The sequence below is a fragment of the Streptococcus sp. HMSC078H03 genome, assembly GCF_001808655.1.
GTDB lineage: Bacteria > Bacillota > Bacilli > Lactobacillales > Streptococcaceae > Streptococcus > Streptococcus salivarius_G.
Window position 1 is genome coordinate 113,811 of sequence record NZ_KV794093.1, and the last position, 23,972, is coordinate 137,782.

The following is a 23,972-nucleotide window of genomic DNA, read 5'->3' on the forward strand; positions in this document are numbered from 1 at the left end:
GTTTATAACGTATGCAATTATTTAAAAAAACTAACAAAGCCCATAAACTCTGCAAGTTTTTGAAATATCTTTTTTTTTGCGAGCAGAGCGAGCAATTAACCGAGACTTTCCGCCGTGTTAAAAGCGCCTGAAACTAAAAGGTTTCAGGCGCTCGGAATTTTTGAGACGTTAGGTAGGCTCAAAAATTAGTCATGGAACTTTGTAAAAGTTCGCTGACGTCCGCCAACACCTAAGGAAAGTCTCACAGAAAATTTTATTTTTAAAATAAAACAATTATTATCAATAACAAGAAAGGAAGTACATCATGTCTTTTGACGGCTTTTTTCTTCATCATATGACGGCTGAGTTGCGTGAGCAAGTGCTTTACGGGCGTATTCAGAAGGTTAATCAGCCTTTTGAGCGTGAGTTGGTCCTAACCATTCGTAACAATCGTCAGAATTACAAGCTTCTGCTTTCGGCTCACCCTGTTTTTGGGCGTATTCAGACGACCAAGGCTGACTTGCCAAATCCACAGAATCCAAACACTTATACCATGATTATGCGGAAATACCTTCAGGGAGCGGTTATCGAGGATATCCAGCAACTGGAAAATGACCGTGTCCTTGAGATTTCCGTATCAAACAAAAACGAAATTGGTGATAGCGTTAAGGTTACTCTTGTCATGGAAATTATGGGGAAACACTCCAACATTATCCTGATTGACAAGAACGAGAGCAAAATCATTGAGTCTATCAAGCATGTTGGTTTCTCACAAAATAGTTACCGCACTATTCTGCCTGGGTCTACCTATATTGCTCCTCCTAAGACCGACGCCAAGAATCCTTTCGACATTCCAGACGAAAAACTCTTTGAGATCCTACAGACTGAGGATTTGTCAGCTAGAAACCTTCAAAAACTCTTCCAAGGCTTGGGGCGTGACACGGCCAATGAATTATCAGCCTTACTGGAGACTGATAAACTCAAGAATTTCCGTGCCTTCTTCAATCGTGAAGTAAAGCCAAACTTAACGGCTAAGGCATTTTCAGCTGTAAGATTCTCTGATAGTCAGGACCAACCTGAGTTTGAAACCCTGTCAGCCCTTTTGGACTACTACTACTTGGACAAGGCGGCGCGTGACCGTGTGGCTCAACAAGCGAGTGATTTGATCCATCGTGTGCAAAATGAACTGGAAAAAAACAAGAAAAAGCTTGTTAAACAGGAAAAAGAGCTTGCGGCGACTGAAAATGCTGAGGAGTTCCGTCAAAAAGGTGAGCTTTTGACCACCTACCTCAGCATGGTTCCAAATGATAAGGATAGTGTCGAGCTAGACAACTACTACACTGGTGAAAAGATTACCATTCCCCTAAATGTGGCTCTGACTCCTAACCAAAATGCTCAGCGTTACTTCAAGAAATACCAGAAACTCAAGGAAGCTGTTAAGCACTTGACTGGTTTGATTGAGGAAACCAAGCAGACTATTGATTATCTGGAGAGTGTAGAGTTCAGTCTATCTCAAGCCAACATGGATGAAATCGAGGATATTCGTGAGGAGCTCGTTCAGGCCGGCTTTATGAAGCGTCGTTCAACTGACAAACGTCACAAACGTAAGAAACCTGAACAGTATCTAGCTTCTGATGGTAAGACCATTATCATGGTTGGTCGTAACAACCTGCAAAATGAGGAGTTAACCTTCAAGATGGCTAAAAAAGGTGAGCTCTGGTTCCACGCCAAGGATATCCCAGGGAGTCACGTGGTTATCAAGGACAATCTTAACCCTACTGATGAGGTCAAGACTGATGCGGCTGAATTGGCAGCCTACTACTCTAAGGCACGTCTGTCAAACTTGGTTCAAGTCGATATGATTGATGTTAAGAAACTCAATAAACCAACGGCAGGTAAGCCTGGATTTGTAACTTATACGGGACAAAAGACCTTACGTGTCACACCGACTGAAGAAAAAATTGATAGTATGCGGATGAAGTAGTCTGCTTTACAAAATCAAACTCTCTTGTTATAGAAACGAGAGAGTTTTTCTATGTCTTCATTAGAGCAATTTCTTTTGTTGATGAATGAGATTTTCTTCTGGTTTTCATTACATTTTTCCGACGACTGTGCTAAACTATAAGGGTAATTACCTATATTAAAGGAGACTTTCAGGATGAAGGCTCTTATGTCATATACGAGTTCTGTTTTAGAATGGTTAGGGCGCTATGTGGGGCTCTTAGTCTTTGGACTATTATTTGTAACTGCTTTGTTCATTCGCACGACCATGATGACAGGGTACTTTGAGTGGGCAGAGATTAGTAGCGTTACTTGGTACGTTTATGTTTCAGGTGGGGTCATCCTGCTTTTGACGCTTCTCTGGCCTAAAATCTTAAAGGAACTGACAACAAAGCAGATTTTCATCTTTTTTTCCGTTTGCTTTGTGAGTTTTGGCCTACTTTTGATTTTTCTGACTAGTTTTGCTGGTCGAGACGATGCAGGTACTGTCTTTAAAGGAGCTGTCCAGTTCAATGCTGGAAACTTCTCCTTAATAAAACCAGGAGCCTACTTCTTCCGCTATCCTCATCAGTTGGGATTGCTTAGTTTTGAACGCTTGGTTCTCTATCTAATTCCTTTACCAGTTATCTCTGTTTTCTATGTATTGAATCTTGGCATGGTCATTGGTATGAACTATGCTACTTGGAAAATCACGGAAGAACTGTTTCAGAGACCTTTAGTCAGTCGTACGGCTGTCATCATGAGTTTTGGTTTCTTGCCCTTAGTCTTTAACATTATGTTTGCCTATGGGCTTATGTATGGATTGTTCTTTGGTAGTTTTGCCATTCTCTTCTTTCTCCGTTACTTGAGACGAGGTAAGGTTAGAAATGCCATTCTTTCGGTGCTTATGCTGACCTTGGCCTACTGGGTGCGAAGCAATAACATCATTCTCATTATTGCTCTATCTGGTATTCTAATACTCTTAACACTTAGAGAGAAACGTTACCGCTATTTGCTTTTGGTTTTGGCTTTCTTTGCCTTTCCTATGAGCTTGCATAAGGCGACGACCAGTTACTATGAGATTACCACCCATCAAAAAATTCCTGGAACGCCTCAGATTGCTTGGCTGGCTATGGGCTTACAGGACAAGCCAGATTCTAAACGCATGCCAGGATGGTATACCGGCTATGTCCGTGACATTTACGCCAAGAAAAAGGGAAATATCGAAAAGATTGAAAAAAGTGCCAATCACCTTTTTGATAAGCGTGTTCAATATCTTCTAGCACATCCCGATGAGGCCAGTTGGTTCTTCAGCACCAAGTTTATCAGTTCTTGGACAGAGGGAAGCTTCCAGTCCATCTGGAATGGCCCAAGTAAAGACAAGTTTCAGCCTTTGTGGAATAGGTTTGCGACTTCCATCTATCACGATGGGACCCTGCATCTCTTTTTCGTAACCTATATGCAAGGCTATCTCCTAGTCCTATATCTTGGTGGTGTGTTCTACTACGCTTTCACTTATAAACGAATGGGGGACGGAGCAACGTTGGGACTTTATGCCTTTCTCTATCTCTTTGGAGGTATCCTCTTCCACCTCATATCTGAGACTAAAAGCCAGTACACCCTACCTTATATTTACTTACAAATTCCAATGATTGCGGCGGGCTACAACCATGTGACACAAATACTTAGCCGCTATCTAAAAAATAGTCGAAAGTCATCCTAGGATGGCTTTTTAACATTGTTTCACAATTACAATCTTGCTATAATAAGTCTATGAAAAATGCGTCAGTTGATCTTTTACGAGGCCCAATTCTGAGGTCTCTTTTAATCTTTGCTCTACCAATTCTGATATCCAATATTTTCCAGCAACTCTACAATACTGCTGATGTCATGATTGTGGGTCGCTTTCTAGGTCCAGATGCCTTGGCTGCAGTAGGTGCTTCTTCTGCTATTTTTGATTTGGTTATCGGATTTGCTCTTGGCGTTGGAAATGGTATGGGTGTTGTTATCGCACGTTACTATGGTGCCAAAGACTTTAGGAAACTTCGTCAGTCTGTGGCGGCCACCGTCGTGATTGGTTTAGGCTTAAGTGCCTTGGTTATGATTCTAGGACATTTTGGTCTTTATCCTTTGCTGACTTTTTTAGGAACCCCTAATTCTATTATTGGGCAATCTTACCAGTATATTTCTATGATTGTCTCCTGTGTTGGAGTAACTTTGGGTTATAATCTGTGTGCAGGACTCCTCAGAGCGGTTGGGGATAGTCTTACCGCCCTCTATTTTCTGATTTTTTCAGCACTAGTCAATATCGTTTTAGACCTTTTCTTTATTACACAACTTCATCTTGGTGTTCAATCAGCAGGCTTAGCGACAATTATCTCACAGGGACTTTCAGCTATCCTCTGTCTGTACTATATTAAGAAAAAAGTGACCTTCCTTCTACCAAGCAAGTCAGACTTTGTTCTTGATTCAAGCCTTTATTTGGACCTTTTTGGACAAGGGATGGCCATGGGACTTATGAATTCTATTGTTTCAATTGGGACTGTGACCTTACAATATGCCATTAACGGCTTTGGACCTCTTATTATCAGTGCTCAGGTTGCAGCAAGGCGTATCATGTCTTTCGCAGTTCTCCCTTTGACCTCACTTGCTGCTGGGGTGACCACCTTCACCTCACAAAACTTCGGGGCCAAACAGTTTAAACGCATTGTAGCTGGGTTAAAGCAATCTTGTCTTGTTTCTATTGCTTGGTCTGTCATTGCTTGTGTCCTTCTCTACATAGCAATTCCCTTCCTGGCTGGTCTTATCTCTGGTTCAGATAATACTGTGATTATTGATAATGCCAGTCGCTACCTTCGTATCAGTTCTCTCTTTTATCCTATTTTAGGAATGCTCTTCATCTTTAGAAATAGCCTACAAGGTCTAGGTAAGAAACTGACACCTTTAACCTCAAGTTTTATTGAGCTTTTTGGAAAAATTCTTTTTGTTCTTTTGGTCATTCCTTCTATGGGCTATCTTGGCGTTATCCTATGCGAGCCCTTGATTTGGATTCCAATGACCATTCAGCTCTATTTTGCCTTAAGAAAACATATTAAACGCTTGTTTGTCAGGTAAACTTTTTTGAACATAAAAAAACGACCGTCATGGTCGTTTTTAGTTTAATTTAATCCCCATTCATCAGAAATTTGTTTCATAATAGCTTCTTGAGAGACAATCCCAAAGCCCAGCATGTAGGTTGAGTAATCAGCATAGATAACCTTGTTATTTTGAACAGCCTTAAGGCTAGTCCAGACAGGGGTATTTTTAAGTTTGTTATCTAGGAGTTCTTGAGAATCCGCTTGAACAATCAGGAGGTCCGGATTAATGTCTTTTAATTTATCTGGATCGATAACTTGGAACATATCATCTGGATTGAAGGTTTCCGCTCGATTGAAATGATAAGTATCATAGAGATAACCAAAATGCCCGTAAGCATAATAACGGACGTCATTGTCAGTCACGCGAAGATACATCAGTTTCTGGTCGCCAAACTTGGCTTTAACATTCTCCGCGAAAACGGCCTCCCTAGCATCCAATCTATCGAGGTCCTTCTTCATCTCATCACGTTTATCAAAGATTTCTGCCACCTTAAGAGAGGTTTCATGATAGTCCCAATTTTCATCGGTATTGATTTGGTAGCCAACAGTCGGTGCAATTTCAGACAGCTCCTCGTAGAGGTCTTCCTGCTCGCCTGTCATAAGGATTAAATCAGGTTTTAACTCAGCAATCTTATCCAAATCTGGACTTCCCTGCCAACCAACTGAAACTACTTTTGCATCCTTGTATTGTTTCTTAAAGAGGGTTGAAAATTCTTGACTATCCGATTGACCAGTTGTCGCACCTACAGGAGTGATATCTAGAGGATCCAAGATTTCACCATAGAGGTTGTCGAGGATAACGATACGTTTTGGAGCTTTTTTCAACTCTGTCGTACCAAAATCATGGACAATCGTCTTCTCCTTAAAAGTCTGACTTGTTTGATTTGACTCTGCATTATGTCCAGACGTCATGTCTGGCAGGTAATACAGTAAAAGACCAGAAATGATGGCCAGAATAGCTAATAAATAAAGAAGATTTATTTTTTTCATGGCAACTCCTCGATAAGATCGGATTAAATCGTTACTTTAAAGTTATCTTAAAACTTCTTTAATGTCAATCACTTACTGATTCGTTCAAACCTATATTTTTGATTCTTTTGTTTTAATGGTTAAAACAATCCTTCATTAGGATTGTTCAGCCCTAATAACAACCTTTTAGTTATCTGAACTGTGTTATAATGATAGATAACATTGGAGGGAAATTATGTTAGATCAGCTTTCATTTAAGGGACAATGGCGACAGTATCAACAACGTGTTCTTGATAAATCCGAAAGTTTTATGGATGATGGAAAGATTCACTTGGTCGCTGCTCCTGGCTCTGGAAAAACGACCTTAGGAATTGAATTCATACGGCGTTTTGGTAATCCAACTTTAATTCTAGTTCCGACAGTTACTATCCGCCAACAATGGGTAGACCGGATCAAACAAGCTTTTTTAAGTAATGCTAACCAAGCAGAACAACTCATTTCACAAGACTTAAAGAGGCCTAAAATGATTACGGTTGCGACTTATCAGGCATTACATAGTGCCATGAACCAAGTTGTTGGTGATGGTCTTATCGAAGACACAGATGATACAGCTCAACAAGAGCATTTTAATTTTCAAGATTTCGATATCCGAAAAACATTTGAGGATAAAGATTTAGGGACTCTTTGTTTGGATGAGTGCCATCATTTAAGAAATGAATGGTGGAAGAGTTTAGAGATTTTTCGTAAATCCTTTCCTAAAATTAAGATGATTTCCTTGACAGCGACCCCTCCATACGAGGGAGAACCTGCTCTTTGGGAGCGTTACATCAGCATGTGTGGTGAGATTGATGAAGAAATTACAGTGCCTGAACTGGTTAAGGAAGGGACGCTCTGTCCTCACCAGGACTATGTCTACTTCGCCTTTCCAACTAAGGAAGAACGAACACAATTAGATCAGTTTGAAAAGCAGAAACTTAACTTTCTAACTAAACTGTCTACAGATATAAACTTCTCAAACACCATTCAGTCTAGTCCGGCACTAAGTAACCAAATTAGCGATGATGACCTATTGGCTAATCCTAAATATCTTTCTGCTATCCTGATTTTTTTACGGTCTAAAGAATTACCTTTTCCTCAACGTTTTCAAGAACTTCTCGCTACAAAAACCTTGCCAACTTTTACGCTTGAGTGGTTTGAAACCTTGCTTAATGGCATTATTTTTCAGGTTCCAAATTGGTTTGGATTTACTGAGGAATCCTTTAACCAACTGAAAAGTGATTTGAAAGCAAACGGTCTTATCGAAAGAAATCAAGTTAAACTTATCCGGAATAAGAAACAAGATGTTCTGCTCAATCAATCATTGGGAAAACTCAATGCCGTTAGAGATATTTTTAAGGCAGAATACCAGGCTCTAGGAAGTAATCTTCGTCAACTTGTTTTGACAGACTTTATACGTAAGGATTTTCAAATTCATCTAGGTGATAACAATGCAGAGTTTGCCCAACTAGGCGTTCTCTCTTACTTTGAATCTATTCGTAGAGAAATAATTAAACAGTCTTGGTCTGTCCCTATGGCTATCTTAACTGGAAGTCTTGTGATTCTCCCGACTTCGGCAAAAGAATCTTTGGAAGCACTAATTCCGAAGGATCGTTTATCTTATGATACTATTGGTAAGTTGAATAAGAATGATTATCTCAAGGTCAATGTTTCTGGTTCTCATCATGACCTAGTGACTGCCCTTACCCAGCTTTTCCAAGATGGGTATATCCAAGTGATTATTGGGACAAAGTCTTTATTGGGCGAAGGTTGGGATGCACCTTGTGTTAACTCACTTATTTTAGCTAGTTTTGTTGGAAGTTTCATGCTAAGCAATCAGATGCGAGGTCGTGCCATCCGTGTTTGGTCTGACAATCCTAATAAAACAAGTAATATCTGGCATTTGGTTTCTATTAATTTATCACCAAAGAAATGGATTGAGATTCAAAATGCCGAAGAAAAATATGACGAGACATTAGAGCTACAGTTATATGGACTTAGTCCTGACCTAGACTTGTTAGATAGGCGTATGACACAGTTTCTTGGTCTCCATTATACAGAGCTCACTATCGAATCAGGCATTGATCGCCTTGACCTCAATCAAATAACTTTTAGCCGAAAGGGTCTAGAAAAACTTAATCAAAATGCCATTACACTATCTCAAAAACGTCAGGAGCTTAAGGATCGTTGGCAAGAAGCTCTACCGCTTAACGAAGAAATGGAAGTTGCTAATCAGGTCGAAGTCGACAAACAATTTTTACCATTAGCATACCTTAATGATTGGATGAAGGCATTTCTTATTTTCCAAGCCTTTGCTGCCACTTATTTTATCATTGATGTGGGAAGATATCTGACTGTTGGGAAGCCGTTTGAACAAAGTCTACCAATACTCCTACTTGCGCTGCTTATACTGGCTGTCTTTTGGGGAAGATACTTTATCTATAAGAGTCCCTATAAACGTTTGGAAACTTTTGGCAAAGCTATCCACCAAGCCCTGCTAGATTCAGGTCAGATTGAGACTAAAGAATCTGCTCCTAGAGTGGCAAAAGATAGTAAACGGGCGATTTATAACGCCATCTATCTCAAGGGTGCTAGTATGAGGGAAAAAGAAATCTTTGCTCAGGCTATGACTGAATTTTTCGCTCCTATCGAAAATCAACGCTATATTTTAAAATCTTGTCACAAAGTGAAAGACCAAACCGAATTTTTCGCCGTTCCAAGTATGTTTGAAAAGCGTAAGACAGATGCAGAATCTTTCCTCCGACACATACAAAAAAGTGTCGGAAAATATAACCTCATTTATACGCGAAGTGTTCAAGGACGTCCTATTCTCCTAGAAGCCCGCATCAAGGCACTTGGAAATAAGCAAGAACGAACAGTTACACATAAAAAAGTCATGTCAACTTTAGAATGAAAAATAGCCCTAACCACTTTAACCGTTTTTATCATGATATAATAAACCAAAGACACTATATTGGAGAATTCTATGACACTCACACATATTTTTTTCGACCTAGATGGTACCCTCGTTGATAGTTCTGAAGGTATTCACAATGGTTTTGTTCAAACTTTTGAAAGACTAGGCCTTCCTGTTCCTAGTGATCAGAAAATTCGTACCTTTATGGGACCACCTCTCGAGGTAACCTTTAAAGAAGAGGTTAGTGAAGAAGGTGCTGCCAAAGCTGTCAAGATTTATCGTGACTATTATGAGACCAAAGGACAATTGGAAGCTCACCTCTATGATGGCATTAAGGAAGTTCTTGAACAACTTAGTAAAGACTCTAACAAGAAAATCTTTATCACAACTTCAAAAAATGAACCTATTGCCCTAGAAATGTGCAAACACCTTGGAATTACTGAATATTTTGATGGCATTTATGGATCTACTCCTAGTGCCTTTCACAAGGCTGATGTCTTGCAGCGTGCCATTACTGAAAATCAAGCACCTAAAGAGCAGTCGGTCATTGTTGGTGATACCAAGTTTGATTTGATTGGTGGAAAAACAGTTGGCATCAAAACAATAGCGGTGACCTGGGGATTCGGGGCTAACGAAACCCTATTAGCAGAAAATCCAGATTTTTTAACTGAGACTCCCCAAAAACTTTGGGATATTTTGAAATAAAGATTGGAAAACGAAAAGAGCAAGATTCTTTAATCACGCTCTTTTTTCTATTGAATCTGGATTACATCTGAACAATGATATCCAGACAAAGCTCCAAAGCCTTATCAAAAGCCTCTGAGCCCCAATCTCTTTGATCATAATTGTCAATGTCTGCAAGGGAATCTGCTGTAAAGAGTAGTAATCCCCAAATAGCTCCTCGAAATTGAGCAACTGCTGCGAGTGCAGAACATTCCATCTCTACAACACTACAGCCCTCTTCAATGCGATAGGAAACCTTATCTGGTGTTTCTCTATAAAAACCATCTGTCGACCAGGTCATGACCTCTTCATAGGGGAGTTTCTTTTGTTTTAAAGTTTTCTCAATAGCTTCCAAAGCTTGTTTATTCATGTCTATATAGCGGGATGGAGCTACATAGTGGTAACTCGCTCCTTCATCTCTCAACGCTCTAGTAGGAATCAAAAAAACATTTTCCTTCATGTTTACCAAAACGCCACAAGTTCCAGTTGAAATGATTTGTTTTACGCCATAACCAATCAACCAATCAAGAAATTGTGCAGCTGCAGCTGAACCAACTGGAGCTTGAGCCAAGCAAATCTCCTCCCCATTGTAAGTCGTAACAAATATAGGATAAGTTTTGGTCGCAGAGACAAACTCTCCAACTTTTTCAGCACCAACAGCATTCGCATAGCGTTCGATTTCTTCCTCTAAAAAGGCGTAGACGCACCTAGCCGGCAAGTTCAAGTCTAAATCCTCATGGGTCGGCATAATCACAGCCTGAGAATTGTCATCAAACTCTAAAATTGGGATTTCATGTTTATGTATCATCTGTTGCCTCCTAAGTTTTAAGAATTATTATATCAAAAATTCAAACTGATTATATGATTTCATAAAATCTATTAGCTTATAATCAAGAAAAATAGATGATTTAATCATAACACCTAAAAAAGACATGAATCTGTTTTAGTCAGAAACATGTCTTATTTGTGTTCTATTCAAGAAAGGTTATTTCAATCATCTTTTATTGTCTCACGAAAACTTCTGATGTTAAGAATCTATGCACGATACTCTGAAATAATCTCTCCTATCCACTTTTTAAAGGCTCGTGAGAAGGAAGATTCTTGATAATAACAAATAAATAGAATTTATAACTTTTCTTCATCTCCTCACCTTTAATCATCATCTTCTAGTACTAGATTCTCATCCTCATAAAAGACGACTTTCCCATCTTTTACTTTAAAAGAATAACTGATTGAATCATGATTCTCATCCTTGGTATTGGAATAATAGAAATTATATTTACCATTCGGAAGGTCACTAGCATCTAACTTTTTAGCAGCATCTTTCATATCTTGTTCTTTGACTGATGCATTATCATCAATAAAAATAGTCATATAAACCAACTCTTGATCAATCAAGGTTTGGTATGGAATTTGATAATAGCCAGCAAAGTCCTTCTTACCTTCCTTAAGATTTTCGGAGGCAATAGTATCCAATATTTTTCCCTTTTCATCATGACTGAAATAAGATAAAAAACTAAAAAACCTAATAGGAAGACCGAGATTTTGTTTCTTCAATTGTTTATCAATTTTCTTCTCAACTTTTTTGACAGATTTCTGTTCCACAAATACTTCCTTATAGTGTAAAAATTGAATACTGTCATGAGAATCAGATGACCTATTTTCAGGAATAGCCCTATTATTCTCTTCCAATTTTATTGTTTGCCCATCGTAGGTGTTCTCAGAATAGGTATAAGATACGTAGTAAGTTGGACTTTCTAGTGGAGTCCAATGTAAGTCAGTGATGGTAACTTTACCATGAAGACCCACTTTATTACAATCTTCGATGATGATTCGCTTAATTTTTATGTAATCACTAGGCATCATCACCTTACAACCCGTCAAAACCAAAACTGATAGCAGCAAGGGAACCAAGAATAGAATGCGATAGATTTTCTTTTTCATAGCACTACCTCCTATAATCTAAAGTAAACAAAAGAGAGACAAGCGACTGTTAAAATCCATTTTCTGAATATATGTATAACATTACTCAATTGATGTAAACGATTACAATTCTTTATCTTTATTTTATCACTCTTTGAAAGAAATGTCCGATAAAATTGGATTGGTTCTCCCCCTTCCTTTCTCAGTCCACCCAACCTCCGTACTCACCTAAGGAAAGATTCAAAGAAGATTTTGTCTTTAATCAAAAAGACCGGATTACTCCGATCTTTTCACTTTTCTCTCTAAGAAAATCAAAGAATAAACAAGGCGGAACCAAGTTTGATGGCAAATCCTTGCTCATCAAACTACGAAAAATCCTTTCGGACTTTTTCTAGGCTCCGCACTAGATTCCATCATTGAAAATTAAGGTTTCAATGATGGAATCGTCGGCAGTAACCTAATAAAGAAGTCTACAAATTTATTTTTGATTTTCGACGAGAGGAATTATTTTATTGCGCGTGATTGCAATCCTTCTTCTTCCAAGAAGAGGCGGAATGGTACGAGTTCTTCTGCTTCGTATTTTTCCTTGAATGCTTTGATTACTTCTTCTGAGTGTTGTTTTGGATCCAACTCAAGTACTTCTACTGGAAGTGGACGGTGTTGAGTGATGCGAGAATCGATGACAACTGTCTTACCTTCTTTGTTCAATTTAACAGCTTCTGCAACGACTGCATCGATATCTTCGATACGGTTTACAGTGAACCCTACAGCACCTTGCGCTTCAGCGATTTTCGCATAGTCAGCATTAGGGAAGTCACAACCAAACAAGTGTTTGTTTGTATCTTCGTATTTGTCCTTGATGAAGGCATATTTACCATTTGAGAAGACAACGTTGATAACTGGAAGGTCGTATTGAACGTTTGTGATAACGTCTGGGTAGCACATGTTGAATGCACCGTCACCCATGATGTTCCATACTTGGCGATTTGGATTGTCTTTCTTAGCAGCGATACCACCAGGAAGGGCAATACCCATTGTCGCAAAGAGTGGAGATGTACGCCACATGTTCTTAGGTGTCATGTGAAGGTGACGAGTAGATGTTTGAGTAGTGTCACCTACGTCGATTGAGTAGATAGCGTCTTGATCAGCATGTTTGTTGATTGCATTGTAAACTTGATACAATTGCAATTCACCCTCAGTTTTACCTTCGAGTTTGTTCATGTAATCGCGCCAGTTTTGGTTGTTCTTCACGTTTGCACGCCACCATGGAGTAGACTCAACTGGGTTTACTTTATCAAGGATAGCTTTAGCTGCTTGACCTGCATCACCAAGGATTGAAGCGTCAAGGGCGTGACGTTTACCAAGTTTGTAAGGGTCAATATCCACTTGGATGAATTTTTCAGTGTTTTTGAATGCTTCGTATACTTCAGCAAATGGGAAGTTTGAACCAAGGAAAAGAACTGTGTCTGCTTCAAAGACCACTTCGTTAGCTGGCTTCCAACCAACACGGTAAGCAGAACCCGTCAAACCTTCGTAGTTCCATTCGAAAGCTTCGAAGTTTTTACCAGTTGTGATGATTGGTGCTTTGATTTTACGTGACAATTCAGTAATCACTTCACCAGCTTTAACACCACCATAACCAGCGTAGATTACTGGGCGTTCAGCATTGTTCAAGATTTCAACAGCTTTGTCGATTTCAACTTCGTTCAAAGCAGGAGCGATGAATGAACGCTCGTAAGAACCTGATCCGTAGTATGAGTTTTCGTCGATTTCTTGGAAACCAAAGTTAACTGGAATTTCAACAACGGCTGGACCTTTTTTAGAAACGGCAGCACGGCAAGCTTCGTCAATCACTTTTGGCAATTGTTCTGCGTAAGCTACACGTTTGTTGTAAACAGCGATACCGTTGTACATTGGGTTTTGGTTCAATTCTTGGAAGGCATCCATGTTCAATTCGTTAACTGGACGTGATCCAAGGATAGCAAGGAATGGAGTGTTATCCATAGCTGCATCGTAAACACCGTTGATCAAGTGAGTTGCACCAGGTCCACCTGAACCAACTGCAACACCGATAGATCCGCCAAATTTAGCCTGCATAACCGCTGCAAGAGCACCTGTTTCTTCATGGCGAACTTGCAAGAAACGGATATCTTTGTCTTCAGCCAAAGCGTCCATCAATGAGCTAAGTGTTCCTGATGGGATCCCGTAGATCGTGTCTACGCCCCATGTTTTCAATACGTTAAGCATTGCTGCAGATGCAGTAATTTTCCCTTGAGTCATTCTAACTCTCCTTTAAATCTATTTTGATCCTTTAAAAATGTAGCATAGCGCTTCTACTCCATCTTTGCGATCAGGTTTCGTTTTGAAAATGAGTTTTTTCTGACATTTCTCATGAAAACGATTTACAAAACGATTACAGTATTAATTTATCACAAAGAGATTCACATGTATAAGAATCTGCTCAGAGATGCTCAATCCCTATTACATAACAGATGCTGATTTTGAGAAAATTTCACAAACTATAGTAGAATAGGATATTTTATTATAATTTGAATGCACCTCTAAGACTTGCAGCTGTAGAAAATCGAACAAAAAGAGGCTGGGACAAAAGTCCTAGCCTCTTAATTGTTTTTGGATTGTCGAGCAAGACGCAGTGGTTGAGTGGGCTCTACTACGCTGATTTCATCAGCTTTTACTGCCCTACTCAACTGTGCGGAGGTGGGACGACGAAATCGAATTCTAACGAATTACCGATTTCTGTCCCACTCTCTTTTTATTTCATTTAATCAATTTTCGCAACATTGAGAAGCAGCGAGCTAGTCAAAACAGACAAAGAACTAAGGGCCATAGCAAGACCTGCTAGTTCTGGATTGAGGGTCAATCCCAGTCCTACAAAGACTCCAGCAGCAATTGGAATCCCAAGGATATTGTAGATAGAGGCCCAGAAGAGATTGAGTAAGATCCTGCGGAAGGTCTTTTGACTCATGTCAAAAGCGCGCACAACTCCAAGCAAATCATTTTGCGTGAGCACGATGCCACCGGACTCGATCGCAATATCCGTTCCAGATCCCATAGCAATTCCGACATCGGCGATCGAAAGAGCTGGAGCATCATTGATCCCATCTCCCACAAAGGCTACCTTACTGCTTTCTTGCAGTTTTTGGATGGCGCTGGCTTTTTCTTGAGGGAGCACATCAGCGATCACGGTATCAATGCCCACTTGCTTAGCAATAGCTTGGGCCACCCGTTCATTATCCCCTGTTAACATGACCGTTTTCAAGCCCCGTTCTTTGAGCTTTTTGATCGCTTCTTTTGAGCTGGCCTTCGGAGCATCTTGAATGGCAATCAAGCCAATCACTTGCCCATCCACAGACAAACTGATCACTGTTTTGGCCTGCTCTTGCAAGTCTACCATCCGTTTTTCAAGCTCCGGATCCATCGCTGTCCCGTCATGAAGTTTGCCATTTCCCAAGGTCACCAACTGCTGGTCGATCTGACCTTGGACCCCTTTTCCTTCAATCGCTTGGAAGTTTTCCACAGGGGATAACACCAAACCTTTTTCTTCTGCTCGTGATAAGACCGCTTGCGCAAGGGGATGTTCTGAAAAAGTTTCAAGGCTAGCTGCCAGTGTCAAGACACGCGCTTCATCTCCTACCACATCGGTTACAAGGGGTTGGCCAATGGTGATGGTCCCTGTCTTATCAAACACAACAGTTTGAATTTTTTGAACTTCTTGAAGGACGGTTCCGTTTTTGATCAAAACCCCCATCTTAGCACTGCGACCAGTTCCGACCATAAGGGCAGTCGGCGTCGCCAAACCAAGGGCACACGGACAGGCAATAATGAGGACAGAGACTGCATAGAGCATGGCCTCTTGAAGCGACGCGCCCAGAAGCACGGACCAAACCCAGAAAGTCGCAATGGCCAAAATCGTCACCACTGGAACAAAGATACCTGAAATCTTATCCGTCAAATCTTGAATAGGAGCACGACTGGATTGGGCCATTTTGACAAAGTCCACAATTTGAGATAAGAGGGTCTCACTACCGACTTTTTCAGCCTTAAAGAGAATGGTCCCATTGCTGTTGATAGTGGAGCCGATAACTGCATCACCAACTGATTTTTCCACAGGCAAGCTTTCACCTGTCACCATCGACTCATCAATGGTCGTACTTCCTTCTACAATCGTCCCATCAACCGCAATCTTTTCCCCAGGACGGACCCGAATCAAGTCATCAATTTGGATATCTTCTGCCGCCACCTCGACATAGTTCCCATCACGGAGAACTTGAGCCGTTTTTGCCTGCAAATCCAACAACTTTTCCACAGCCTCGGAGGCATTGTTACGCATCCGTTCCTCAAAGACTTGTCCTAAGAGGATAAAGAAGATGATAAAACCCGCAGCCTCAAAGTATACTGGCTGACCAGTAAAAAGGGCAAATACACTATAGACATAGGCTACCAGGGTTCCAAGAGCTACCAAGGTATCCATATTGGAATGGTGCTTCTTAAATGAGGCCCAGGCACTCTTGATAAAAGGAACTCCTGCTACCAACATGATCGGTGTTGTCGCTAGAAAAGTCCCCCAGTGACTGACTGAATGGGATACAAATCCTGCCATCATCCCGATCATCAAGATCAATAAAGGAAGAGTAAAGATACTAGTAATCCAAAAGCGACCCAGTAAACCTAAGACACGACGGCGTTTTTCCACAACCGTGTAGGAACCCTTTTGCATCTTCATTCCACATGAAAACTCGAAGTCCCCTGTTTCTGTCGGGGTAAAGGATATCACCTTATCCACACCGACTTCCAAAGGCTCTAAAATCCCCTGATCTTCAAACAAAATTTCCTTGTAACAGCCGGAAGGATTGACCCGATGGAAGGTGATTTCAGCAGGGATCCCTTTTTGAAGTTGAAATTCTTTGGGACTATAGCCCTTTTCTGCTGTAATACGGATCTTTTGCACTCCGTTTTCCACAACTGCTTTTTGTTTTTCTACCATACCTACTCCTTTATTCCACAATCATTTGACCATGCATCATGTTCATTCCACATGAATACCCATATTCGCCCGCTTTTTCTGGCGTAATTTCAATGACATGTTTTTCACCTAAAGGCAAATCTTCATGAACGCCAAAATCTGGAAAGATCACTTGAGCCAGACATGAAGATGGATCCTTGCGATTAAAGATGATCCGGGCTGGAACATTTTTTTTCAGGACAATGGTTTCAGGCGAATAGCCCCCCATGACTTCGACTTCAATTTCTTGATAACCTGATTTCTGACGAGCGTGGCCGCTTACCTTTTCATGCTCTGCAAAGAACCACCAAGCAATAAAAGCAACCAAAAGTAAACAAACAATACTAATTAACAATCCAAACATGGAATTTCCTTCTTTCTATTACATACAATTGCAAGGGACTGTTTCGACAGCCTCTGCTTTCTTTTCTTCCAGGACCTGCTGCAGCTGATTAAGATCTGCAAGCGTAAAGTCACTCTCCTGAATCAAGTTTTCAAGCACCTGGACAATTCTTTTTGAGCAAACCTTGTCTTTCACCTCCTCAACCACCAAGTCTAAACTCTGGTCCTGCTTCAACAAAGCCGAGTAGACAAAGGCTTTGCCAGATTTTTCTCTGGTCAGACAGCCCTTTTCAACCAAGCGGGTCAAGAGGGTCTTGATGGTCGACTTCGACCAGTCAAAGCGCTCGGACAAGACGGCGATCAAATCCCTGCTGGTCTGCTTGCCTTCCATCCAGATAATTTTCATGATGCGCCATTCCGCATTGGAAATTTGCATGGCTTCTCCTTTCTAAATCTACATTTGTAAACCTTATGATGTTATTTTACACCTAAGATTTACACTTGTCAACCAAAAGTTTTTAAAAAAAACAAATCTTCCTTTGAAGATTTGTCTGGTTGGGCTTTTTTCACTCCCTATTTTTATCTCCCTAAATTGTCAAATTAAGTTAGATTTTTCATGTAACTCAGAAAAACTTGGGATGGTGCTTGATAATTCAAAGACTTCCTAGGAATTCTATTTCTTTTATCAGCTGTAGCTGATAAATAATTTTGAGAAATATTCGTAAAATCCATTTGTTTAGGTAGTCCATTTCGTCTTAATAAGCCATTAGAATGTTCAATGAGACCTCGTTGCCCAGGACATCCTGGATCCGCAAAGAAAATATCAATGTCATGTGCATTCGAAATAGATTTCCAATTAGAAAATTCTTTTCCGCAATCAAAAGTGATCGACTTAATTCGTTACTCTATCACAATCATAGATTTAATAGACTTGCGTTCATCCATATCTTTATAGGCCTGATTAATCTCTTCCAATTTATAACTTGTCGTAAAGACTCGACCTGGATTGATGTCGCCATCAAGAACAGCTTTTAACAAAACTTGTTTATCATAGGTTGTGACAGAGGCTGGTCCGCCACCAATCGTTGTATTTTGTCCAAAGGTTGAGCCAATGGCACGGTTTTCATAGTGTGGAACACCAACAAATCCCATACGGCCACCATTATGAAGGACTCCAAGAGCTTGATCTACTGCCGCTTCTGTACCGACACATTCGAGAGCTGCATCTGCTCCTCCCCCGAGGATTTCACGGACTTTAGCAATGCCTTTTTCGCCACGTTCAGCAACAACTGCTGTCGCTCCTGACTCCAAAGCCATTTTTTGACGATCTTCGTGACGACTCATAAGGACAATTTGTGAAGCACCACGCATCTTAGCTGCGATGACAGCACATTGACCAACAGCCCCATCTCCGATAACGACCACCTTGTCACCTTTTTGCACATTAGCCACACGCGCTGCATGGTAACCCGTCGGCATGACATCAGCCAGTGTCAAAAGTGACTTGAGCATACCTTCACTATAATCTGAAGGTTGCCCAGGAATTTTGACAAGGGCCCAGTTGGCAAAGTGGAAACGGATATACTCAGCCTGCACGCCCCCAGACCAGTTATTACCTGGGTGGTTGTCACAAGAGCCATCAAATCCAGCACGACAGGCATCACACTGTCCACAACCATGTGTGAAAGGGGCAATGACAAAGTCACCTGGTTTTACTGTAGTAACTTCCTCGCCAACTTCTTCGACAATTCCGATAGCCTCATGACCGCTATTTCTATGTCCTTCTTCCATTTCCGGATTACGGTAACTCCAAAGGTCCGATCCACAAACGCAAGTACGTACTATCTTGATAATGGCATCATCTGCTGCCACGATTTGTGGGCGATCAATTTCTGCTAGACCAACCTGCCCAGCTTTGGTATAAACTGCTGATTTCATTTAATAACCTCTATTCTTTCGTTTCTGATAGTATACACTTTTTAACAAGAAATCACTCACATCAAACACTCCCTATTACGGATCATATTTAGTTACTTAATCATATTTTTTTCCATACTTCTTTTCAAGCATTTTCTTAACTAGATATGGCATCTTGACATTCTCTCGACCTTTTTTAGCAATCAATTTTTTGACGAAATCAGGCATCTGAATATCTGCTTCCTCTTCTAAAATCTGTCCTGTGTTTGAAGGAGCTTCCAACTCATCAAAAGTCTCTAGTTGAGGTTGATAGTAACGATAGTCACCGTCTATATGAGACTGAATGGTTGAAAGAAGGGCTTTAATCAAACGAGAATCGCTATTTGGCATAGGAGGACGGTGATAGGCCACACCAAGCTCATGACAAAGCTCCTTACACTCCACATCATTATCAAAAAGAACCTCAATATGCTCACTAATAAAAGCTATCGGGGCAAAAATATAGTGGTCAGGGTGTTCCTTCTCATCATGAAGGTATTCTAAGACATCAGGTTTAATCCAAGGAATACCAATATCACTTTCACTCTGCCATGTATTGGTATACTGGTCTTCTTCAAGGCCTAAAAATTCCACAATCAAGCGAGTATTGTCATAAATCTGATCGATATAAGGATCGCCAAAATCAAGGGCCAAAACTGGTACACTGTGAGCTGAAAAAATCACCTTATAGCTATCGTCTCCAATCTGATCCAAAATATTTCGAATCTCATCAGCCCAATAGTGAAGAAGAGAAGGTTCGCGGTACCAGTCCTTGATAATTTGGAACTTAATCTGCTCACTTTCTAAAAATTTCTCATAGCCCATGACTGAATAGTATGAATAATGGGGCTCTAGAATCAAACACAAACATTCTTCAATTCCATCATTCTCCATCTCTTCAATCACATCTGTGATAAACGGTCGGGAAAATTTATTAGCAAAGTAAACCGACACTTGTTCTCCAAGAGCGGAAGCAACCAAGTCAACTTCTTTCTTTGTTATCCTTTGGAGCGGCGTTCCACCGATTCGTAGGTAATGGTCATATAAGGTCTGAATTTCATGTGGTTCGGGACGAACTCCACGTCGTATATTTGTGAAAAATTCTGCCACTCCTTCATAGGTAATCTCTTCTGGGGACCCAAAAGTCATCATCAACACAGCTCGTTTACTCATAATTACTCCTTGTTCCACGTTTGTTCTATTTTATCATGAAAAGGCTTACTTTAGTTAACTTAGTATCAAAAAAACTCCTAGACACAAACTCTAAGAGTTTAAATAACCTTTCTTAATGATGGTGACCATGTCCTTGATTTTGACCCACTTCCAACTCCTCAATATTACGTTTATGGGCTCGGTGGGTGGCTAGGTCTTCATCAACCTCAATGGTAACGTTTTGAAAACCACAATCTTTGAGCAAGGTACGAATCGCTTCTTTACAAACCTCCATGTGGTTGACATGCTCTAGACAAACATGGACAATGGCGTTTTTTTCCAGGCCATCCATGGTCCAAAGATTAAGCTGATTGATACTAGCCACATAGTCCAACTGCTCCAAATCACTCTTCACTTGCTGGATATCTACTCCTTCTGGCACAGCATCGAGAAAAATCTTGAGCGTGCTCCAAAAACGTGGAATTGCTTTTGACAGAATAAAGATGGAAATGGCAAGAGATAAGAGCGGATCCAGAATATACCAGTCGGTAAATCGTAGAACAATGGCCATTAGGATAACAGCCACCCAACCCAAGGTATCTTCCAGAAAATGCAGGCTGAGAATGGATTCGTTCTTGGTTTGTCCTTTGCGAATGACGAGACTCGCTAGCACATTGATGCTGACGGCTATGATTCCAAGCCAGAGGATGCCCTCATCATTGACAGGTTGTGGGTGAACCAATTTCGTTATATTTTCCAAAATAACCAGAACGGACCCTGTCATGAGAATCACAGCTGTTACCATGGCCCCTAAAAGGCTAAAGCGCTTGTAGCCCAAGGTATAGTGGCTATCTTCTTCACGATTGGAAATACTCTCCAAAAAAGCGGAGATCCCAATAGCGATCGCATCCCCCAAGTCATGGACCGAATCCGCAAGGACCGCACTGGACCCAAAAATTCCTCCTGCAATAAACTCAACAATGGCATAACTCAAATTCAAGAAAAAAGCGATCCAGACCGCATGTTTTGTCTTCATAATCCTAAATCCTCTGATATAATAGATTCATGAACATCATGTTCATTATCATTATCTAACATTCACAACAGAAAGGATAGGGGCAAACCGTTTAGGGTGTACGTTACTGAACAGTTTGTTCAAAGTGTCCATATGACTGCTCAGGATCGTCGTATTACTAAGACTCGAAAAGCCATCTATAATGCTTTTTTACACTTACTCAATCAAAAAGACTACGAGGCCATCACGGTTCAAGAAATCATTGACTTAGCCGATGTGGGGCGTTCGACCTTTTATAGCCATTACGAGAGTAAGGAACTATTGCTAGATGAACTCTGTCAAAAGCTCTTTCACCATCTCTTTGAGCGTGCTGAACACCTATCCCCACAAGACTACCTGGCCCATATCTTCCAGCATTTCAAAAAAAATCAAGACCACGTAACCAGTCTTTTGCTCTCTAAAAACGATTATTTTATCCGTCAGCTACAAAAAGAACTAGAACACGATGTCTACCCAATGGTAGCCGAAGAACTCATCCAATCGTACCCTAACATTCCTCACTCCTATCTCAAACATCTAGTCGTCAGCTATTTCATCGAAACCCTCAGCTGGTGGTTGAAAAAAGGCAAGTTCTACACCGAACAAGAAGTGATCCAATTTTATTTGGAGATTTTAAAAGTGGGGTCGAACTAGAAGGGAGTATTTTCAATGACCAGCGTGCAATTTTACTTTCTATTTCCATCACTCTTCATGCTTCACGAACTGGAAGAAATCGTTTGGATGCCATCCTTTATCAAAAAAATATCAATCCAGTATCCAAACAATCGAATCCTATCTTATTACACTCCTTTTGCTTTCAACTTTATTGTCTTGGAGCAATTTCTCATCCTTATGACGTCGCTATATCTTAGTTACCAGTTTGATAACTATACCATTTACGCAACCATCATAATCGCTTATATCTACCATGTATTAGGACATCTGATTCAGACAATCGTTATTCGAAAATATGTGCCTGGATTGTTGACGGGGATTCTGACGAGTTTGCTTACTCTATACAATCTCAAAAATGAATTTCCAATCATACTTTATGGTTACTCTCTATTTACCTTATTGGTTATCGTTTTAAATCTTGTAGTGTCATTTATGATTCTTAATAAAATCAGTCATAAAAAATAGCTCTCAGTCAATTATAGCTAAGAAAGGAAACATCTATGTCACTTTATCTCATCTTTAGCATCATCACAGTCTTCTTAGCCCTTACTTTTGTCCTGCTTCATCTTGTTGCTGCACTATCAGCTATTCTAAAAGGCAAAAAAAGCTTAGGAATCGGATTTATTATCGTTGGTGCCATTGCTTGTATCTCAGCCCTTCTTCTTGTTATGGTTAATCGTACCTTAGCATTTTATATATGGCTATTTGCTAGCTCGACAATTTGCGGGGGCGCTCTCCTGAATGGTCAAAATAACAAAAACTTCAACAAATCACACCACCAAATTCGTTTTGTGATTGACTTGATTATTACTTTTTTGCTATATGTTTGGCTCTATCTATTCCAATAACATGTAATTCTCATTTCTATAATACAATACAAAAAGGCCTAGAGTACCAATCTAGGTCTTTTTAAGGATTTAGGTAAACGTACATTACTATCTTTATTCTAAATGTGATAAGCATCGTCACTAGCTTCTACATAAGAGAAATAAACTCAAAAAGAGGACCCTACTGGATCCTCTTTTTAATTGATAAACATAAGTACTAAGCTTTCTTAGCTGCCTTACTCCATTGGTACCAACCAACGAGACTGTTGATAAGGTAAATGAAACCAAAGGTTAACCACCAAAGTATACTAATTGATAGGTACTTGGTCCATCCAACCGTATCCAATTTACGAGCAACAAATTCCTGCTGTTCTTTTTTGAATTGGGCTTGATAAATCCAAACCAAGAGACCAATCGGCTGCATGATGGTGAAATAGAGTGTTGTCAAAACCTCACCGTAGAAGCCTTTTTGAAGGGCAAGCAAAAGATAAATGACGGAATTGATCAGACCAAAGGGATAGTTACTGGCACGACCTTCAGCTTCTCAAGGAGCAGAAAAAAGGTTAGTAGGGCTTGAGAGATGAATCATTTTAAAGGCAAACAATTCCAACAAGACGTCATCATTGTCGCTGTTGGTTATTACCTACGTTACAATCTGAGCTATCGTGAAGTTCAGGAATTGCTTGATGACCGTGGAATAAATGTTTGTCACACTACGATTTATCGGTGGGTTCAAGAATACAGTAAAATCCTCTATCATCTCTGGAAAAAGAAAAATAAACAGTCCTTCTATTCGTGGAAAATGGATGAAACCTATATTAAAATTAAGGGGCGTTGGCATTATCTCTATCGAGCGATTGATGCGGACGGTTTAACATCGGATATCTGGTTACGAAAGAAACGAGATACTCAGGCGGCGTATGCTTTCTTAAAGCGATTCCATAAACAATTTGGACAACCTAGAGTCATCGTAACAGATAAAGCACCCTCTATAGGATCTGCATTTAGAAAGTTACAGAGAAACGGATTATACACCTAAACAGAACATCGAACTGTGAAGTATCTGAACAATTTAATAGAACAAGATCATAGGCCAATTAAGCGACGGAATAAATTTTATCGAAGTCTCCGGACTGCCTCATCCACGATTAAGGGGATGGAGACCATTCGAGGAATATATAAAAAGAACCGAAGAAATGGTATATGATTATGACCATGAAACAAAGTAAAATCAAACCGAGTGATCTGAGGAAGCACCCGATGATCATGAAACGATATT

Annotated in this window: 18 protein-coding genes and 3 pseudogenes; 9 read left to right on the forward strand and 12 right to left on the reverse strand. The window is 40.2% G+C overall.

What is annotated here, in order from left to right; translation table 11 throughout:
• Positions 1 to 304 precede the first annotated feature (304 nt).
• The 3 genes from HMPREF2607_RS03960 (at position 305) to HMPREF2607_RS03970 (ending at position 5,073) form a co-directional block, all read left to right on the forward strand.
• On the forward strand, positions 305 to 1,963 hold the full coding sequence (locus HMPREF2607_RS03960) for an Rqc2 family fibronectin-binding protein (protein ID WP_014634516.1): 1,659 nt from the start codon (positions 305 to 307) through the stop codon (positions 1,961 to 1,963).
• A gap of 186 nt (positions 1,964 to 2,149) precedes the next feature.
• On the forward strand, positions 2,150 to 3,682 hold the full coding sequence (locus HMPREF2607_RS03965) for a glycosyltransferase family 39 protein (RefSeq protein WP_261674275.1): 1,533 nt from the start codon (positions 2,150 to 2,152) through the stop codon (positions 3,680 to 3,682).
• A 50-nt stretch (positions 3,683 to 3,732) separates the two neighbouring features.
• Positions 3,733 to 5,073 carry an MATE family efflux transporter gene (locus HMPREF2607_RS03970; protein WP_070475988.1) on the forward strand — a complete coding sequence of 447 codons (1,341 nt, stop codon included), beginning with the start codon at positions 3,733 to 3,735 and terminating at the stop codon, positions 5,071 to 5,073.
• 44 nt (positions 5,074 to 5,117) lie between these two features.
• Here HMPREF2607_RS03970 and HMPREF2607_RS03975 read toward each other — a convergent pair whose 3' ends face one another.
• Entirely contained in the window at positions 5,118 to 6,086 is a 969-nt protein-coding gene (locus tag HMPREF2607_RS03975) for an ABC transporter substrate-binding protein (protein ID WP_070475992.1), read from the reverse strand.
• A gap of 214 nt (positions 6,087 to 6,300) precedes the next feature.
• On the opposite strand from HMPREF2607_RS03975, the gene HMPREF2607_RS03980 reads away from it, so the two are divergent.
• Together HMPREF2607_RS03980 and HMPREF2607_RS03985 are read left to right on the forward strand one after the other, a co-directional pair.
• Positions 6,301 to 9,015, forward strand: a complete 2,715-nt coding sequence (locus HMPREF2607_RS03980) for a DEAD/DEAH box helicase family protein (protein ID WP_070475995.1) — start codon at positions 6,301 to 6,303, stop codon at positions 9,013 to 9,015.
• A 72-nt stretch (positions 9,016 to 9,087) separates the two neighbouring features.
• Complete coding sequence (locus HMPREF2607_RS03985; RefSeq protein WP_070475998.1) at positions 9,088 to 9,723, forward strand: HAD hydrolase-like protein; 636 nt, start codon at positions 9,088 to 9,090, stop codon at positions 9,721 to 9,723.
• Positions 9,724 to 9,784: 61 nt separating this feature from the next.
• On the opposite strand, the gene HMPREF2607_RS03990 is transcribed toward HMPREF2607_RS03985, so the two are convergent.
• The 10 genes and pseudogenes from HMPREF2607_RS03990 to HMPREF2607_RS04030 form a co-directional block, all read right to left on the reverse strand.
• Complete coding sequence (locus HMPREF2607_RS03990) at positions 9,785 to 10,549, reverse strand: nucleoside phosphorylase (RefSeq protein WP_070476002.1); 765 nt, start codon at positions 10,547 to 10,549, stop codon at positions 9,785 to 9,787.
• Between the two features lie 344 nt (positions 10,550 to 10,893).
• Positions 10,894 to 11,685, reverse strand: coding sequence for a hypothetical protein (locus tag HMPREF2607_RS10600; protein WP_230318791.1), 792 nt, complete (start codon positions 11,683 to 11,685; stop codon positions 10,894 to 10,896).
• 483 nt (positions 11,686 to 12,168) lie between these two features.
• Complete coding sequence (gene spxB, locus HMPREF2607_RS04000; RefSeq protein ID WP_070476005.1) at positions 12,169 to 13,944, reverse strand: pyruvate oxidase; 1,776 nt, start codon at positions 13,942 to 13,944, stop codon at positions 12,169 to 12,171.
• A gap of 502 nt (positions 13,945 to 14,446) precedes the next feature.
• Positions 14,447 to 16,669 (reverse strand): heavy metal translocating P-type ATPase, encoded by a 2,223-nt coding sequence (locus tag HMPREF2607_RS04005; protein ID WP_049522549.1) that lies wholly within the window; start codon positions 16,667 to 16,669, stop codon positions 14,447 to 14,449.
• 10 nt (positions 16,670 to 16,679) lie between these two features.
• On the reverse strand, positions 16,680 to 17,051 hold the full coding sequence (locus HMPREF2607_RS04010) for a cupredoxin domain-containing protein (RefSeq protein WP_024056338.1): 372 nt from the start codon (positions 17,049 to 17,051) through the stop codon (positions 16,680 to 16,682).
• 18 nt (positions 17,052 to 17,069) lie between these two features.
• Positions 17,070 to 17,465, reverse strand: a complete 396-nt coding sequence (locus HMPREF2607_RS04015; RefSeq protein WP_049506522.1) for a CopY/TcrY family copper transport repressor — start codon at positions 17,463 to 17,465, stop codon at positions 17,070 to 17,072.
• Positions 17,466 to 17,629: 164 nt separating this feature from the next.
• Positions 17,630 to 17,923 (reverse strand): annotated as a pseudogene (locus tag HMPREF2607_RS10130) (IS30 family transposase); the annotation flags it as partial.
• A gap of 6 nt (positions 17,924 to 17,929) precedes the next feature.
• Entirely contained in the window at positions 17,930 to 18,967 is a 1,038-nt protein-coding gene (locus tag HMPREF2607_RS04020; RefSeq protein ID WP_070476008.1) for an alcohol dehydrogenase catalytic domain-containing protein, read from the reverse strand.
• A 96-nt stretch (positions 18,968 to 19,063) separates the two neighbouring features.
• On the reverse strand, positions 19,064 to 20,158 hold the full coding sequence (hemH, locus tag HMPREF2607_RS04025; protein ID WP_070476010.1) for a ferrochelatase: 1,095 nt from the start codon (positions 20,156 to 20,158) through the stop codon (positions 19,064 to 19,066).
• Between the two features lie 112 nt (positions 20,159 to 20,270).
• Positions 20,271 to 21,173 carry a cation diffusion facilitator family transporter gene (locus HMPREF2607_RS04030; RefSeq protein ID WP_070476013.1) on the reverse strand — a complete coding sequence of 301 codons (903 nt, stop codon included), beginning with the start codon at positions 21,171 to 21,173 and terminating at the stop codon, positions 20,271 to 20,273.
• 132 nt (positions 21,174 to 21,305) lie between these two features.
• Here HMPREF2607_RS04030 and HMPREF2607_RS04035 point away from each other — a divergent pair, with 132 nt between their 5' ends.
• The 3 genes from HMPREF2607_RS04035 to HMPREF2607_RS04045 are packed head-to-tail and all read left to right on the forward strand — an operon-like array spanning position 21,306 to position 22,714.
• Entirely contained in the window at positions 21,306 to 21,845 is a 540-nt protein-coding gene (locus HMPREF2607_RS04035; protein ID WP_070476017.1) for a TetR/AcrR family transcriptional regulator, read from the forward strand.
• A gap of 15 nt (positions 21,846 to 21,860) precedes the next feature.
• Positions 21,861 to 22,331: an HXXEE domain-containing protein gene (locus tag HMPREF2607_RS04040; protein ID WP_070476020.1), complete on the forward strand. Its 471-nt coding sequence runs from the start codon at positions 21,861 to 21,863 to the stop codon at positions 22,329 to 22,331.
• Positions 22,332 to 22,366: 35 nt separating this feature from the next.
• Positions 22,367 to 22,714, forward strand: a complete 348-nt coding sequence (locus HMPREF2607_RS04045) for a hypothetical protein (RefSeq protein ID WP_060933793.1) — start codon at positions 22,367 to 22,369, stop codon at positions 22,712 to 22,714.
• A gap of 196 nt (positions 22,715 to 22,910) precedes the next feature.
• Here the strand turns inward: HMPREF2607_RS04045 and pnuC are convergent.
• Positions 22,911 to 23,234: pseudogene (gene pnuC / locus HMPREF2607_RS10135) on the reverse strand (nicotinamide riboside transporter PnuC); the annotation flags it as partial.
• Between the two features lie 39 nt (positions 23,235 to 23,273).
• On the opposite strand from pnuC, the pseudogene HMPREF2607_RS04055 reads away from it, so the two are divergent.
• A pseudogene (locus HMPREF2607_RS04055) lies at positions 23,274 to 23,900 on the forward strand (IS6 family transposase).
• The last annotated feature ends 72 nt before the right edge of the window (positions 23,901 to 23,972 follow it).